Origin of the sequence: Micromonospora sp. NRRL B-16802 (assembly GCF_001279555.1) — a bacterium.
Classification (GTDB): Bacteria; Actinomycetota; Actinomycetes; order Mycobacteriales; family Micromonosporaceae; genus Micromonospora; species Micromonospora profundi.
Genome location: NZ_LGEB01000086.1, coordinates 208,745 through 221,441, shown reverse-complemented (window position 1 = coordinate 221,441; position 12,697 = coordinate 208,745). Strand labels below are relative to the sequence as shown.

Sequence of the window (12,697 nt, the reverse complement as noted above, 5' to 3'; positions counted from 1 at the left end):
AGCGGGCTTCGAACGCCGGCTCACATCACGACGCGGACGCCGGGCCAGCGTTCGGTGGGGCGATGGCGGGCCAGTCGCTGCCGGGAGATCTCCGGGCTGACCCTGGTCGGGTTGCGCCGCCACACACCGTCGAGCAGGTCGTCGAGGTCGTGCGGCGCACACACCGCGATCTGGTCGTACGCGTCGAGGCGGATCGCCACGGCGGTGGCGTACTCCGGCCAGGTGGCGACCGCGTCGGCGATGGTGCGCAACGGCGTCACCGGGCCGCCGCCGAACTTGGCCGGGTACCAGGTGTGCACGGCGGCTTGGTTCTTCGCCTCCCATGGCGGCTCCGGCCAGGCCATCACCAGCTGCTGGGTTGCCCGGTCATCGTTGTCGCGGCTCAGGTCCGTCGGGTCGTGGAAGACGACGTCGATGTCCCGCACCAGCGAGGGGTCGAATCCATCGCCGTACCGCTCGCCCCAGACCAGGTCGCGGATGGCGCCGGCGCCGATCCATGCGTCAGGCAGGCCGGAGTCCCGGACGGCGCCCAGCGCCCGGATCAGCCAGGGGCTGCGCTGGACCAGGTCCCGCAGTTCGTCTTCCCGCATTGTTTCCCCTGGTTGCCGCAGTTGGGATTGCTGGTCAGCCAAACATTCGGCCTACGAGGGCACCCTGGCCGGACTGCAGGACGTGCGCGGCCCGTAACAGTATCCAGAAGCACTCGAACCGGGTGGCTCCTGCTCGCCGTCGTGGTCCTCTCGGCTTGCCCGTTCGACACCGTGGACAACAGCCCGCTGAGCGAGACGTGGCGCTCCGCTCCCGGCACACCGCGTGGACCCATTCCGTGCCCGGGCAGAGCCGCGAAGAGTTGGTCGCCAACCTGAAACGAGCGAGGCCCGTGATTATGAGGTGACGCCGCGCGACAGCGCGACGTGTCGAGCAGCCTCGCCGCGGTGGCCCGCCGAGGACGTACGACCGTCAGACGTGAAGAATCCGGTCGTAGTCGTCGTCGTACCAGCCGTCCATGTTGTGCTTCTGGATGACTCCCGCGACGCGGGTCAGCATCAGCACGTCGTAGTTGAAGGTCAGGGCCGCATCCTCGGCCCTGGCGGCGAGGACCCTGGCCACTGTCGCCAACATGTGGGGCTTGCCCTTGTCGACAAGAGTGTCCTTGCGCATGTAGAAGCTGACGTCGACGTAGGTCTCCGGCTCCCACTGCCACAGAGCGCCACCGTCGTCCTGGGCACCGTAGTAGCCGTGCCGGCCACGGGTGATGTCCACGACGTACCCGTCCTCGTCGTTCAGGTCGGCGCTGAGCATCCTGCCGCCGGACGCCGTGGACGTCTCGACCGCTCCGGGAGCAGCCAGTTCCGCCACCTGATCGAGTGGGATGTCGCCCGCCAGCGTCAGCTGGTACTCGACAGCCATCTGCGCCCCTTCATCAGTCTCGCCGAACGAGCTGAATGATCGCATCGTCGCGCATTACGGCCGCCAGTTCCTTCAGCCGCTGTCGAAGGCGGATCACCGTGCTCGGAAGGGGTGGAGTTGGCCGATGGATGACCGCCAGCCTCGTCAGTTTCCCGACGCCCCCAACTGCCGCGCCTGCGCGATCGCCACGTCGATGGCCTGCCCGGCCCCTCCGGTACGCGCAACGACCTGCATCAGGACCTGCTTGACGGCATCCAGCGCCTGCAACAGCGGCCCGGGCTGCCCGCCCTGCAGGACCACTGTGACGAGCTGCTGCGCCTCGCCGATCTGGGTGATGGCCCCGGCTGCCGCCTCACGGGCGGCATCCACTGCACTCCGCACCGGCGCCAGCCCGGCGACCGTCTCCTGTGCACTGGCCTCGTTCGGCACCGCCGTTGTGGCCTTCGTCGCCTCACCGATCGACCCGGCAAGACTTCCCAGGCCGCCCTGGACGCCCGCGATCGCGTTGCGTATCCGGGTCACACCTGCGGCCACGGCGACGAAGCCCGCGCCCGCCGCTCGCAACGCCACCTCCTGCGCCTGGCTGTCGGCGGCGGCCGCCAGCCCCTGCGCGCGTTCGACCCCCGCCATCAAGGCGCGGAGTTCACCGGTGATCTTCTCGATCTGCGACACGTGGCCAGCGCCCCCAGACGACGACAGTGAAGGTGCTCGAAACCCGAACCTACCGGCACCGGCCCCGCGCCGCCCGGCTGGACGAGCCGCCGAAAAAGTATGGCCAATCCTGCCCTTGGCGGGCAGACGTACCTCGGGACGGGAGCGGGCCCGGCGCGGAGGGTGCTCCTCCGCGCCGGGCCCGCCGTGGTGTGGGGGTCAGGCGGCCGCGCAGGTGGCCGCACCCGGGCCGGTGCCGGTGCCCTGGAAGCCGAAGTTGGTCGACTGGCCGGCGCCGACCTGTCCGTTGTAGCTCACGTTCGTGAACCGCACGGTTCCGCTGTTACCGCTGGCCTGGGCGCTCCAGGTGCTGGTGACGGCGGCGCCGCCGGGCAGCGCGATGGTCACGGTCCAGCCGTTGATGGCCGCGGAGCCTGCGGTGACCGTCACGCTCGCGGTGAAGCCGCCGGGCCACTGGTTGAGCACCACCGAAGCGGAGCAGCCGTTACCGGTCGGCGGCGGCGTGGTGGGAGGCGGCGTGGTGGGGGGAGCCGTGGTCGGCGGCGGGGTGGTGGGGGCAGCCGTGGTCGGCGGCGGGGTCGTCGGAGGAGCGGTCGTCGGCGGCGGGTTGGGCGCGCCGTTGGCCAGGCTGAAGGCCAGGTCGGGCTGGAACGAGCCGGCCGTGTAGCGGCAGCCGTCCGCCTCACCCGGCGGCTTCACCCAGAGGTACGCGTCGATGTTGCTGTCGCCGGTGTTCGTCGTCGGGTACTGCCCGATGCGCCGGTCGGTGTTGTCGTCGCCGCACCAGTCACCGCTGGCGCCACCGTTGCGGCTGGTGTCGATGACCTGGCGCTTGCCGGAGAGGCCCATGCCGTTGAGGGCGGAGATGACGGCCCGGCCGAAGTTCGCCTCGCTGGAGGTGGAGTTGTAGTTCGACACGTTCGTGAAGAAGCCGTCGGCGTACTGCACGCCGGCCGCGCGGAGCCGGTTTGCCGTCTCACCTGCGCTGTTCCAGGTGGAGTGGCCGCCGTCGAGGTACACCTTGGCGTTGGGGTTGCCCGACTTGATGGTCCGGGTGGCAGTCGTGATCGCCTGGTTGCGCGCGTTGATCTCAGCGCTGCTCAAGCAGGTCAGCAGGGCGAGCGAATCGGTCTCCAGGATGATGATGACGGTCTGGTTGCCCAGCCCTCTGGAGAAGTTGGACACCCACGTCTGGTACTGGTTGAGGTCCGGTGCCCCGCCCGCGCTGGCCCCGCCGCAGTCCCGGTTGGTGATCTCGTATACCGCCAGCACCGGGATCTGCTGGGCCGCGTTGGCAGCGCTGATGTGCTCGGAGACCTCGGCCTGCACTGTCGACGGGTTGAAGTTGGCGAACCATCGGGCCTGCGGCTGACTCGCGATCTTGTCGCGGATCACGGCGGTACGCGAGTCGCCAGGGTTGGCGGCGACCCAGCGGACGACAGCCGACGTGGGGTCACGGTAGAGCGATCCGGACAGCGTTCCTGCGGAGGCGCTGCCGACGGCGAGGCAGGCCCCGACGACGGCGGCACCCGCGACGGCAGCCACGCTGGCGGCCACCGATCTGCGGCGTAGCGAGGACAGGGTAGCCACGACGTGTTTCCTCCTGATCACATCGATGTATCTAAGTTCATGGGAGCGTTTCCATGGACGGTAGCGGAGGCGCGCCCCGCTGCCAAGGTGTGCGGGTACGTCGCAACGGAAGCGACGGTCGTTGACGTCATGGCTCGCGCCAAGCGCGACGTGGCGCTCGCGCCGGGCCGGCGGAATGCCGTCCGGCGGCCGGCTCACCTGCCTCTGTTGAGGCCCACGATGGTGCCGTTGAGCACTGTGGCGAAGAGGGTCCATGCGGCGTACGGAGCCAGTGCGGCACCGGCCAGGCGGTCCGCACGCGCGGCGCGGCCGAGCAACACCAGGTTGGACGCGTTGAGCGCGGCGATCTCGGCCAGCGCGGCGGCGGGCTTGCGGGCGCCGAAGAACAGCGCCATGTCGGATGAATCGCCGCCCGCCGACCGCCGGAAGGTCGGTTCCGGGTACGTCTCGATGCACAGATCCTTCATCAAGTCACCGAGGTTCGTAGACAATTTTCACACCCTTCGATAGCCTCCAAACAACAGCGATGATCGTCGATAGGGAGGTTCCATGCGACCGCACCTCCCACGGCAGAGCCGGCACCGGTCACCGACGCGGTGACGGCGAAATTCCTCGGCTAGGCCGACGCGGGCACCGCCCGAGCGGCCGGCGCGGAGCGAACCAGGGTCATCGTGACCCGGACTAACGGCCGGAGGGCCTTCGGCACTGCGGTGCTGCTGGCGGACCGGTGGAACCGCCCCAGCGAACCCACCCATCTCGAAGAAGGCTGCCCGATGATGAAATCTCTCCGAAAGCGCGGGGCGATCGTCGCCTTCGCGGCGGCCGCACTGGTCGCGACCACGGGAGCGCCGCCCGCCGGCGCGGTGCCCCAGGACGACTTCGCCACCCTGGCGAGCACGTCCACGTTCCCGCTCGCCGACCCCGACACCGTGCTGGCGAAGGACGGCTCGTACGTCACCTACGGCACCACGGTCGGCGCCGGGACCGGCGCGCGCTGCGGCGCCACCGGCAAGCTGTACGTGCCCGTCCTCGTCCACGGCTCCGGCAACAGCGTCGGCATGACCAACTGCGCGTCGCACGACGCCCTGCCCTCCGGCCCGGGTGGCTGGGCGGAGCCCGGCGGGTCGGTCTGGGCACCCGGCGTCGCACGCTTCGGCGACCGGTTCTTCATGTTCTACACGGCGTCCCGGAAGGGCTCCGGCCAGAAGTGCATCGGGCGGGCCGTCGCCGACAGCGCCCGTGGCCCCTTCCAGAACCAGGGCGAATGGGCGTGCCCCGACGCGGGCCGGTGGGCGCTCGACGCCAACCCGTTCGTGGGCGGCGGGAACCTGTACGTCACCTATCGGGACGACGCCATCACCACCGGCGCGGGGACCGGCATCTCCACCGTGCGCACCGACGGCGAGGGACGCGCGATCTGGGACACCCGGCGGGACATGCTCAAGAGCGCCGACATCACCTGGGACTCCGCCAAGATCAACGGCGGCACCCACGTGGTCGAGAACCCGTCGATGTGGAAGGAGGCCGACGGCAGGTGGTACCTGATGTACTCGGGCAACAACTGGGACAGCGCCCGATACTCCACCGGCATCGCGAACTGCGGCACGACCCCGCTGCCCAGCTCCCGCTGCACCCCCATCCGTGAAGGTGTCACCCGTCCGTTCTTCGGCTTCACCGGCACGGCCGGGCTGAACCCGATCCGGGGCCTGCCCGGCAATCACCAGGGGCCCGGCGGAATGGACGTCTTCCGCGCCGCCGACGGCACCGCCCGGGTGGTCTGGCACTGGTGGGACGGCGGCCCCCGGTTCCCGATGACAGGCGTGCTGACCCGCCCCACCAGCGGCTTCCTCGTCTCGTAGTCAGCGATCCCACACCTCACTCGCCCGACGGACAGTCCCCAGAGAGGATCGAATGAATCCGATAAGCAGACGGCAGGCCCTCGGCGTCGCCGGTGGCGTCGTCCTCGCCGGCACCACCGGTGCCTTCACCTTCGCCGAACCGGCCGGCGCGGCGACCGCCTGGCGCGACCTCGGCGTCGTCACCGCCAACATCGGCCGCACCAACCTCGGCCAGCGCAAGGCCGCGATCACCGCCGTCCGGAACGCTCTGCGCCTGACCGGCCCCGAGGACCTTCCCCTGGTCGGCTGGCAGGAGATCGGTGAGGGAGACGGCGACACGAAGGAGAAGGGCTGGATCAACGGCCAGTTCGGCCCCCGCTACCGCAACGTGCACCTGGACGACGGCGGGCACCGCGTACCCATCTCCGTGCCCCGGGTGTACGACGTGCTCCGCGCCGACGTCACGGCCGTCCACGAGGGCAAGGCACATGTCTCGCCGAACCGCGTCATCTCCGAGGTTCTCCTGGCCGCGCACGACGACGCGGCCCTTCAGTTCGCCTTTCTCAACACGCACTTCGTCGCCGGCGCCCACAACGGCAGGACCGATCCGGAGGAGGCGTGGCGCAGGAACCGGTGGGCCCGCCACTTCGACGTCCTCCACGACCGGATCGCCAGCTGGAACGCCCGTGGCTACCCGGTGATCTGGACCGGTGACACCAACCGCGACCCGATGCCGAAGCTCTTCCCGGCGAAGGAGACGCGCGCCTTCGCTACCGGCATCGACCAGATCGGCTGGCTCCAGGGCACCAACGGGGTGCAGATCCAGCTCCGCAAACGCAAGGTCATCCCCATGAATGTCGACGGCCACGATGCCCGCGTGGCGGTACTCCAGCTCCGCCGCGCCTGATCGACAGTTCGCGGACACGCACCTGCCCGGCGTCCCCAGGGGACGCCGGGCAGGGCCGGCAGGGCGACGATCACCGACCTGCGCCGATGATCAGGGCTGCTAGTTTCCTGGACCATGGACGACACCCCTCGCTGGTACCGCCCGCAACCCAATGGGTTGCTTCTGATCGGCACCGCTACCGCACTGTTCGGTTACCTGACCCCGTGGTTCCGTGGCAGCCCTCGCCGCCAGTGGTGGTACTCGGGTTGGGGCTACCTGGAGAAGGAGGGCGGCTGGACCTGGTGGGTAGTGGTGTTCCTCGTGATCGCCATCTGCGCCAGCCTCTGGGCCGGCCGGTCGGTGGAACTCGCCCTGTTCGCCGCCGGCGCGACGGTGGCCGGGATGTTCCTCGCCGGTGCCGTGGTCGCGGTGAGCCTGGGCACGCTGCCGGAGCGCACCAGCATCGACTGGGTCGGTGAGCTGCCCTTCGGGATGGGAATGCCACTGATGGCCATCGGATTCGGAACCGCGATCGCCGGTGCGCTGGCTGCCGTTCGCCGTGACGGTGAGTCGTGATGATCGTCCGCGTCAACGACTGTTGCGCGCCGTGCCGACGTCACGGTGCGACTATCGTTCTGGCATGGTGATCGATCCGTCCGCCGCCGTCGCTGCCGCCTTCCTCGCGGACGGGCCCGCCGAAGGCGTCGACCTCAGCCTGTTCGGGCAGTTCGCCGGGTCCTGGTTGTTGGACTGCACCGAGTACGACCCCGAGGGCACCTCGACGGTCCGTCGAGGCGAGTGGCACTTCGGGTACGCGCTGGGCGGGTCGGCAACCACCGATGTGTGGATCCTGCCCGGCGTCGAGCACGGCGTCAGCCTGCGATTCCCGGATCCCACAGCCGGTGCGGGGATCTGGCGCTCGACCTGGGTGGGGCCGGGCCGACGTCGGACGCACACATTCCTGGCGTCCCGCGTCGCCGACGAGATCGTGCTCGACGGTGACGATCTGCGCTGGACCTTCTCCGACATCGAGGCCGACGAGTTCCGCTGGCGCAACGAGGCACGACAGCCCGACGGGACCTGGCGGCTCCAGCAGACGTTCCAGGTGTGGCGGCAACGCTGACGCGGCCGCGCAGTGCCGACGACGCGGGACAGGCCAGGTCAGACCCGCGATGACGAAGGGTCGTCCGATGTCGACAGCCCGCCGGCCAGCCGGTCGCGGCAGAAGTCCCGGAACGACCGGGGCGGCCGGCCTCGCCTATGCAGTCGGGCTGGCCCCCCGAGGCGGCCGAGCAGGCGGGTTGCGGCCCAGGGAGCTCAGCAGTTCGTCCAGCAGTTCCAGCTCCGCCCACCCGTTGACGGCGATCTGACCGGAGGCGTCGACGCTGATCTCGATGCGGTCGTGCTCGCGTCGCACGTCGTCGAGCAGGTGCGGGAAGCGGTCGCTCAGCGCGATGAACTCCTGGTTCGCCGACCCCACCCACGGCCGGACGGTGTCGATGCGGTCCCGCAGGAACGGGCCGGCGACGAGCAGATCCGTCTCGCCGAGCAACGCGGCGACATCCTCACGGCCCTCGGCGACGGCCTCCCGCAGCTGCTCGCTGGTGTAGCCGGTGAAGGTCATGACCGACCGACCGGCTCGGCGTACAGCGGTCGCGACCTCGGCAAGCGCCGCGGCTTGGTCGAAAGGCTCCCCGCCCAGCAGCGTCAACCCGTCGGTGCCGGTGTGGAGGATGCGGGCTGCCAGGTCGTCCGGTGCAAGCCCCTCACCGCCCCGAAAGGTCCACATGTGGGGGTTGAAGCAGCCGGCGCATCGGATCGTGCAGCCCTGCACCCAGACCGCCGTGCGCTCGCCCGGTCCTTCGGCCCGTGTCGACGCGAGGAACCGTGCTACCGACACCAGCCCCGATGCGGAGGGAAGCGGGCGGGGACCGCCATCAGACATCGAGTACGCGGCCGTGGGGTAACGGCGGCGACTGGGCGGGCGGCGACCCCGGGTGCGGCGGTGCGCAGGTCAGCAGGTGCCTGACGTGGGCGAACTCGTGCGGGGCCAGGTTCGCCGCCGTGGCGAACTCCTCCACGCTGCCGAAGCCCCGGCGTGCCTGCCGTTCGGTCATCACCTGGTGCACCCGGGCCGGGTGGAAGTTCGGGAGCGCGGCGAGCTGCGCGGGTGTCGCGGCGTTGACGTCGATCGACGGGGGCACTGCCGCAGTGCCAGCGGGCTGCGGTATCGCCGCTGGTGCCTGCTGCGGCGCCGCCGTGGGACCTGGACCGTAGTAGGCGTCGGGGGTCGGGATGACGCCCGCCACCGCGGGCGGCGCGGGCGTCGGCGGGTAGAACGGTGCTCCCGCCGGAGCCGGAGAATAGGGGCCACCTGTCCAGACGGGCGGCGGTGCCGTCGGTTGCGCGTACCAGGGCACGTGGTTTGCCTGCCACCGCAGCCAGGCCGAGTTGATGAGGCAGGCGTGAAAGATGCTCGCCACCCAGATCGCTAGAAGTGCGCCGGCTGCCCAGCCGCCCACGGTGGTCCGCTTGCCCGAACCGTCCAGGAACACGAACGCGCCGATACCGGCAGCGGCATAGACGATGCCCGGTATCCACCAGGTCGCACGTCGGGCGCGGAGCCCCACGTAGAGGAAGCCCGCTCCCCCCAGGCAGCCCATACCGACCAGGGGAAGCAGCAGCCACCAGCTGTGCAGGATCCGCCACCACAGGCTCGCGCCCGGGTTCGCGGGAGGCGGTGGAGCGGCCCACGCCCCGTTAGGCACGTTCGACATCGAGATCTTCCTGAAGGTTCCGCGCGTTCACGGTGGTCCTGGTGTAGTCGGCGGTGTATGCGCTCTCCACGGTGCGCGCGTCGAGTAGATCTTCCAACACGCTGATGTAGTCGAGACAGCCGCTACCCACCACACCTCTGGTCTCGGCGCTCACGATGCCGTCGGTCGCCACCGTCAACACGATCTGCGGCTTCTCCGTCATGACTGCCGCCCCTCGACCGCGAAGACCATCCGTACGCTCGCATCGTCGGCGACGGTCTCGGACTCCAGCCGAAGTCCGGCGGCCGGAGCTCGCTCCCGGAGCCGGTCGAGGACGGCGCGCTGGACCTGCCGCCCGTATCCGGCGTCCACGGCGCGGATGATGTCGACGGCTCGCTGCTCGTCGACCTCACCGGTCAGGTGCGCCGACCACACGTCGTTCTCTCCGCGCTGGAAGTTCGCCTGCACGCGGTCCCAGGCCGCGACGATCCCCTGGCCGTCGACGGTGACGACCGCGTCGGTCTCGCGCAGGGCAGCGGTCAGCAACACCTCGTCCCGCATCCGTGTCTGCACCTGGCAGATGATGTGGCCACGTTCATCGCGGTCGGCGGTGGCGCCGCGAACGGCGGCGACGGTCGCCACGGCCAGCGGCACGAGCAGCAGTGAGACGCTCAAGGGACCAGCCCTCTCGTTCGCGAAGGGAGCATCAGAATTCGACTGATCTTTCACCGCCGCCACGAGGTGGCGGATCGCCTGGTCGGTTGGCAACGGTGGGCGGATTGGGTGTGCCGGCACGCCCACGCAGGTCCCAGTCCTCGGCAGCAGTGGCCGCGACAGTGCGTACCTCCGCCCAGGCGCGAATAGCCGCAATCCGCTCCGCCTGGGTCACGCTCAGCGGCACCATGTTCGCCACACCGCGCACGAGGTCGTCCTTGCGCAACGGGCGTCGCTCTGAGAAAGCGTCGAAGAGACCGGCGATCACCGCCTGCTCGATCTCCGCGCCCGCATAGCCCTCGCTCAGCACGGAGAGTTCCTTGAGCAGAGGGTCGTCGACGGTGACACCACCGGCGACAGCGGGGCGGGTCAGGCGCTTCGCGATGTGGACGGACCAGATGGCAACGCGCTCGGTGCTGGTCGGGAGGTCGACGAAGAAGATCTCGTCGAAGCGTCCCTTGCGCAACATCTCCGGTGGCAGGCTCTCGATGTTGTTGGCCGTCGCGATGACGAAGACCGGCTTCGTCTTCTCCTGGAGCCAGGTAAGGAACGTACCGAAGACGCGTGACGAGGTGCCCGAGTCGCCGCCGCTGGCACCGCCCGCCGGAAAGCCCTTCTCAATCTCGTCGACCCAGAGGACGCATGGTGAGGTCGCCTCCGCCGTCCGGATGGCGTTGCGGAGATTCTGCTCGCTCGACCCGACGAGCCCCGAGAAGACCCGGCCGACGTCCAACCGGAGCAGCGGCAACCCCCAGGTCGCGGCGACGGCCTTCGCCGTCAACGACTTCCCGCAGCCGGGTACGCCCGTGATCAGCACACCCCGGGGCGCGGGAAGCCCGTACTCCGCCGCCTCCGCCAGCCAGGAATTGTCCCGCTTGGCGAGCCACCGCTTCAGATTCTCCAGCCCGCCCACGTCGGCCAGGTCGACGTTGACGTCGACGAACTCCAGCAGCCCTGACTTGCGTACCGTCTGCCGTTTCTCCTCATGCACCACCGCGATGTCGTCGAGGTCGAGCACGCCGTCGTTGACCATCGCGCGGGCGAAGGCGTTCTCGGCCTCCTGGAGCGTGAGGCCAAGGGCCGCCTTGGCGAGCCGTTCCCGGCCGATGTCGTCAAGCCCCATCTGTATCCGGCCGCTGGCACAGTTGGCCGCGATCATCCCGTCGAGCACCAACCGGATCTCCGCGTCGCTCGGGAGCGCGAAGTCGACGATGGTGATGTCCTTCTCCAACTCGACGGGTATCCGCAGCACGGGAGAGACGAGCACCAACGCGCGAGCGACCGGACCGGACTTGAAGGCCACCGCCACGTCCCGCAGACGCCGGATCACACCCGGGCTTCCGGGCCGTTCACCACCTCCGTGCGCCGGGTGCAGGTCCTTGAAGATGAGCACGCTGGGTTCGTCGATCCGAAGCGCCGCGGTGAGCGCGTCCTCCGGGTCCGTCGTGCCTTTGCGCGGGTTGCCGTCCGGTTGTACCAGCCCTTCCGTGGCTGACCATGTCCACACCGACCGGGGGGTACGCACGAGGTCCGCGTCGCGGGCCACCGCCGTCACCTCCTGGATGACCCGGTGCTCCTCGTACGACTCGACGTAGAGGATGGGAAAGCGCGCCTTGAGCAACTGCGAGAGTGCTTCACGGAACGTTGTCGCCATCGCCATCGCCGACTCCCCCTCACCAGGCCGGCCGACTTTAGCAGTGCCCGCGAGGCCTCGATCAACGCAATCGCGGCACCCGACGCCCGTCGGCCCGCCGAACACCTTGCTCAGGAGCTGAGGGCGATCCGGATCGCGAGGACGATCAGGATCACGCCGGTCAGCCGCTCGATCACCTTGAGCACGGACGGGCGGGTCAACCAGGGGTGCAGCCGGTCGATGAGCAGGATGTAGCAGGCCCACCAGAGCACCGCGAGGCCGATGAACGTCGCGGCAAGCACCGCCGTCCGGGCCGCCGCACCGTCGCCAGGCTTGACGAACTGCGGCACGAACGACACGTAGAAGATGACCACCTTGATGTTCAGCAGCTGGCTGGTGATCCCCATGATGAACGACCGCCGCGCCACGTGCGGTTCCTCGTCCGCGGGGGGTTCCACGGCAGTCGTACCCGTGCCGTTGCCGCCCGACCCCGCGCCAACCGTGACCGGCTGCTCGGCCGGGGCCACCCGCCGTGGCCGGGTGGCCCAGAGGATGGTGCCGCCCAGGTAGATGAGGTAGAGGGCGCCGGCGATGCGCAGCACCGTGTAGAGCACCGGCGAGGAGAGCAGCAACGCGGACAGACCGGCCGTGGCGAGCGAGGCGTGCACCAGGGCGGCCACGACGAGCCCGCCCAGCACCACGAAGCCAGCCCGCCGGCCGTACCGGACGGTTTGCCTGGTGACAAGCGCGAAGTCCACCCCCGGCACGATGATGATCAGGAGGCTGGCGGCGATGAAGGCGACGATCTGGATGTCAGACATGCTGCGGGTTCTTTCTCTGAGCGGCGAAGGCTGGTGCGACCTCCTCGATGACGGACACGCCGCTGTCCGGCCGTGGGCCGTGTCGGCGCCACTCCTCGCGCAGCCGGATCCGTCCGTCCGGAAGCCGCTCGGGATGGGAGACACACTCGCCGACCACTATGGCGCCGTCCGTGAGCACCTCCATGTACGCGAACCGCACCACGCCCTCGGCGTCGCAGGTCCCGGCCAGTGAGCCGCGTCGTACGGCACCGCCGGTGATCTCCGCCCACACGAGGTCGCCGCGCTGGTGGTAGTGCCCGGTCAGCGGTGCGACATCGGGATCGCCGTGGTCAACGGAGACGAAGATCTTGTCGTCGTAGTCGAATGTGGTCATCGCG

At 69.7% G+C, this 12,697-nt stretch carries 16 protein-coding genes; 4 read left to right on the top strand and 12 right to left on the bottom strand.

Annotated features, from left to right (window positions below; all coding sequences use genetic code 11):
* Nucleotides 1–20: 20 nt before the first annotated feature.
* The 5 genes from ADK66_RS24150 to ADK66_RS24130 form a co-directional block, all read right to left on the bottom strand.
* Nucleotides 21–590, bottom strand: coding sequence for a nucleotidyltransferase family protein (locus tag ADK66_RS24150; RefSeq protein WP_053659083.1), 570 nt, complete (start codon nucleotides 588–590; stop codon nucleotides 21–23).
* A 370-nt stretch (nucleotides 591–960) separates the two neighbouring features.
* Nucleotides 961–1,410, bottom strand: coding sequence for a SitI3 family protein (locus ADK66_RS24145; RefSeq protein ID WP_053659081.1), 450 nt, complete (start codon nucleotides 1,408–1,410; stop codon nucleotides 961–963).
* A 144-nt stretch (nucleotides 1,411–1,554) separates the two neighbouring features.
* Entirely contained in the window at nucleotides 1,555–2,082 is a 528-nt protein-coding gene (locus ADK66_RS24140; RefSeq protein WP_053659077.1) for a DUF6244 family protein, read from the bottom strand.
* 198 nt (nucleotides 2,083–2,280) lie between these two features.
* Nucleotides 2,281–3,672 carry a glycoside hydrolase family 6 protein gene (locus ADK66_RS24135; protein WP_053659075.1) on the bottom strand — a complete coding sequence of 464 codons (1,392 nt, stop codon included), beginning with the start codon at nucleotides 3,670–3,672 and terminating at the stop codon, nucleotides 2,281–2,283.
* A 194-nt stretch (nucleotides 3,673–3,866) separates the two neighbouring features.
* A complete protein-coding gene (locus ADK66_RS24130) occupies nucleotides 3,867–4,139 on the bottom strand; it encodes a tryptophan-rich sensory protein (protein ID WP_231640172.1) in 273 nt (90 codons plus the stop codon).
* Between the two features lie 309 nt (nucleotides 4,140–4,448).
* Between ADK66_RS24130 and ADK66_RS24125 the strand changes: the two genes are divergently transcribed.
* The 4 genes from ADK66_RS24125 to ADK66_RS24110 all read left to right on the top strand — a co-directional run bounded on the left by ADK66_RS24125 (nucleotide 4,449) and on the right by ADK66_RS24110 (nucleotide 7,519).
* On the top strand, nucleotides 4,449–5,531 hold the full coding sequence (locus ADK66_RS24125; protein ID WP_231640171.1) for a family 43 glycosylhydrolase: 1,083 nt from the start codon (nucleotides 4,449–4,451) through the stop codon (nucleotides 5,529–5,531).
* Between the two features lie 52 nt (nucleotides 5,532–5,583).
* Complete coding sequence (locus tag ADK66_RS24120; protein ID WP_053659074.1) at nucleotides 5,584–6,417, top strand: hypothetical protein; 834 nt, start codon at nucleotides 5,584–5,586, stop codon at nucleotides 6,415–6,417.
* Nucleotides 6,418–6,531: 114 nt separating this feature from the next.
* A complete protein-coding gene (locus ADK66_RS24115) occupies nucleotides 6,532–6,972 on the top strand; it encodes a hypothetical protein (RefSeq protein WP_053659072.1) in 441 nt (146 codons plus the stop codon).
* Between the two features lie 64 nt (nucleotides 6,973–7,036).
* Nucleotides 7,037–7,519 (top strand): hypothetical protein, encoded by a 483-nt coding sequence (locus ADK66_RS24110; protein ID WP_053659070.1) that lies wholly within the window; start codon nucleotides 7,037–7,039, stop codon nucleotides 7,517–7,519.
* A gap of 135 nt (nucleotides 7,520–7,654) precedes the next feature.
* Here ADK66_RS24110 and ADK66_RS24105 read toward each other — a convergent pair whose 3' ends face one another.
* The 7 genes from ADK66_RS24105 to ADK66_RS24075 form a co-directional block, all read right to left on the bottom strand.
* Nucleotides 7,655–8,341 (bottom strand): 4Fe-4S single cluster domain-containing protein, encoded by a 687-nt coding sequence (locus ADK66_RS24105; RefSeq protein ID WP_053659068.1) that lies wholly within the window; start codon nucleotides 8,339–8,341, stop codon nucleotides 7,655–7,657.
* Nucleotides 8,334–9,173: a hypothetical protein gene (locus tag ADK66_RS24100; protein WP_157552880.1), complete on the bottom strand. Its 840-nt coding sequence runs from the start codon at nucleotides 9,171–9,173 to the stop codon at nucleotides 8,334–8,336. The genes ADK66_RS24105 and ADK66_RS24100 overlap by 8 nt, the downstream gene beginning before the upstream one ends.
* Complete coding sequence (locus ADK66_RS24095) at nucleotides 9,157–9,375, bottom strand: DUF2997 domain-containing protein (RefSeq protein WP_053659064.1); 219 nt, start codon at nucleotides 9,373–9,375, stop codon at nucleotides 9,157–9,159. Before ADK66_RS24095 ends, ADK66_RS24100 begins: the two co-directional genes overlap by 17 nt.
* Nucleotides 9,372–9,827, bottom strand: a complete 456-nt coding sequence (locus ADK66_RS24090; RefSeq protein WP_053659062.1) for a hypothetical protein — start codon at nucleotides 9,825–9,827, stop codon at nucleotides 9,372–9,374. Before ADK66_RS24090 ends, ADK66_RS24095 begins: the two co-directional genes overlap by 4 nt.
* Before the next feature lie 31 nt (nucleotides 9,828–9,858).
* Entirely contained in the window at nucleotides 9,859–11,526 is a 1,668-nt protein-coding gene (locus tag ADK66_RS24085; RefSeq protein ID WP_231640170.1) for an AAA family ATPase, read from the bottom strand.
* A gap of 104 nt (nucleotides 11,527–11,630) precedes the next feature.
* The gene (locus ADK66_RS24080) at nucleotides 11,631–12,320 is read right to left on the bottom strand and encodes a LysE family translocator (RefSeq protein ID WP_053659057.1); all 690 of its coding nucleotides are present in this window, start codon (nucleotides 12,318–12,320) and stop codon (nucleotides 11,631–11,633) included.
* Complete coding sequence (locus ADK66_RS24075; RefSeq protein ID WP_053659445.1) at nucleotides 12,313–12,693, bottom strand: hypothetical protein; 381 nt, start codon at nucleotides 12,691–12,693, stop codon at nucleotides 12,313–12,315. The genes ADK66_RS24080 and ADK66_RS24075 overlap by 8 nt, the downstream gene beginning before the upstream one ends.
* Nucleotides 12,694–12,697: the final 4 nt, after the last annotated feature.

Excerpts from the sequence above, each read along its gene's own strand:
- ADK66_RS24150 (WP_053659083.1), bottom strand. The coding sequence starts at position 590 with ATGCGGGAAGACGAACTGCGGGACCTGGTCCAGCGCAGCCCCTGGCTG.
- ADK66_RS24145 (WP_053659081.1), bottom strand. The coding sequence starts at position 1,410 with ATGGCTGTCGAGTACCAGCTGACGCTGGCGGGCGACATCCCACTCGAT.
- ADK66_RS24130 (WP_231640172.1), bottom strand. The coding sequence starts at position 4,139 with ATGAAGGATCTGTGCATCGAGACGTACCCGGAACCGACCTTCCGGCGG.
- ADK66_RS24125 (WP_231640171.1), top strand. The coding sequence starts at position 4,449 with ATGAAATCTCTCCGAAAGCGCGGGGCGATCGTCGCCTTCGCGGCGGCC.
- ADK66_RS24120 (WP_053659074.1), top strand. The coding sequence starts at position 5,584 with ATGAATCCGATAAGCAGACGGCAGGCCCTCGGCGTCGCCGGTGGCGTC.
- ADK66_RS24115 (WP_053659072.1), top strand. The coding sequence starts at position 6,532 with ATGGACGACACCCCTCGCTGGTACCGCCCGCAACCCAATGGGTTGCTT.
- ADK66_RS24110 (WP_053659070.1), top strand. The coding sequence starts at position 7,037 with ATGGTGATCGATCCGTCCGCCGCCGTCGCTGCCGCCTTCCTCGCGGAC.
- ADK66_RS24105 (WP_053659068.1), bottom strand. The coding sequence starts at position 8,341 with ATGTCTGATGGCGGTCCCCGCCCGCTTCCCTCCGCATCGGGGCTGGTG.
- ADK66_RS24100 (WP_157552880.1), bottom strand. The coding sequence starts at position 9,173 with ATGTCGAACGTGCCTAACGGGGCGTGGGCCGCTCCACCGCCTCCCGCG.
- ADK66_RS24095 (WP_053659064.1), bottom strand. The coding sequence starts at position 9,375 with ATGACGGAGAAGCCGCAGATCGTGTTGACGGTGGCGACCGACGGCATC.
- ADK66_RS24085 (WP_231640170.1), bottom strand. The coding sequence starts at position 11,526 with ATGGCGATGGCGACAACGTTCCGTGAAGCACTCTCGCAGTTGCTCAAG.
- ADK66_RS24080 (WP_053659057.1), bottom strand. The coding sequence starts at position 12,320 with ATGTCTGACATCCAGATCGTCGCCTTCATCGCCGCCAGCCTCCTGATC.
- ADK66_RS24075 (WP_053659445.1), bottom strand. The coding sequence starts at position 12,693 with ATGACCACATTCGACTACGACGACAAGATCTTCGTCTCCGTTGACCAC.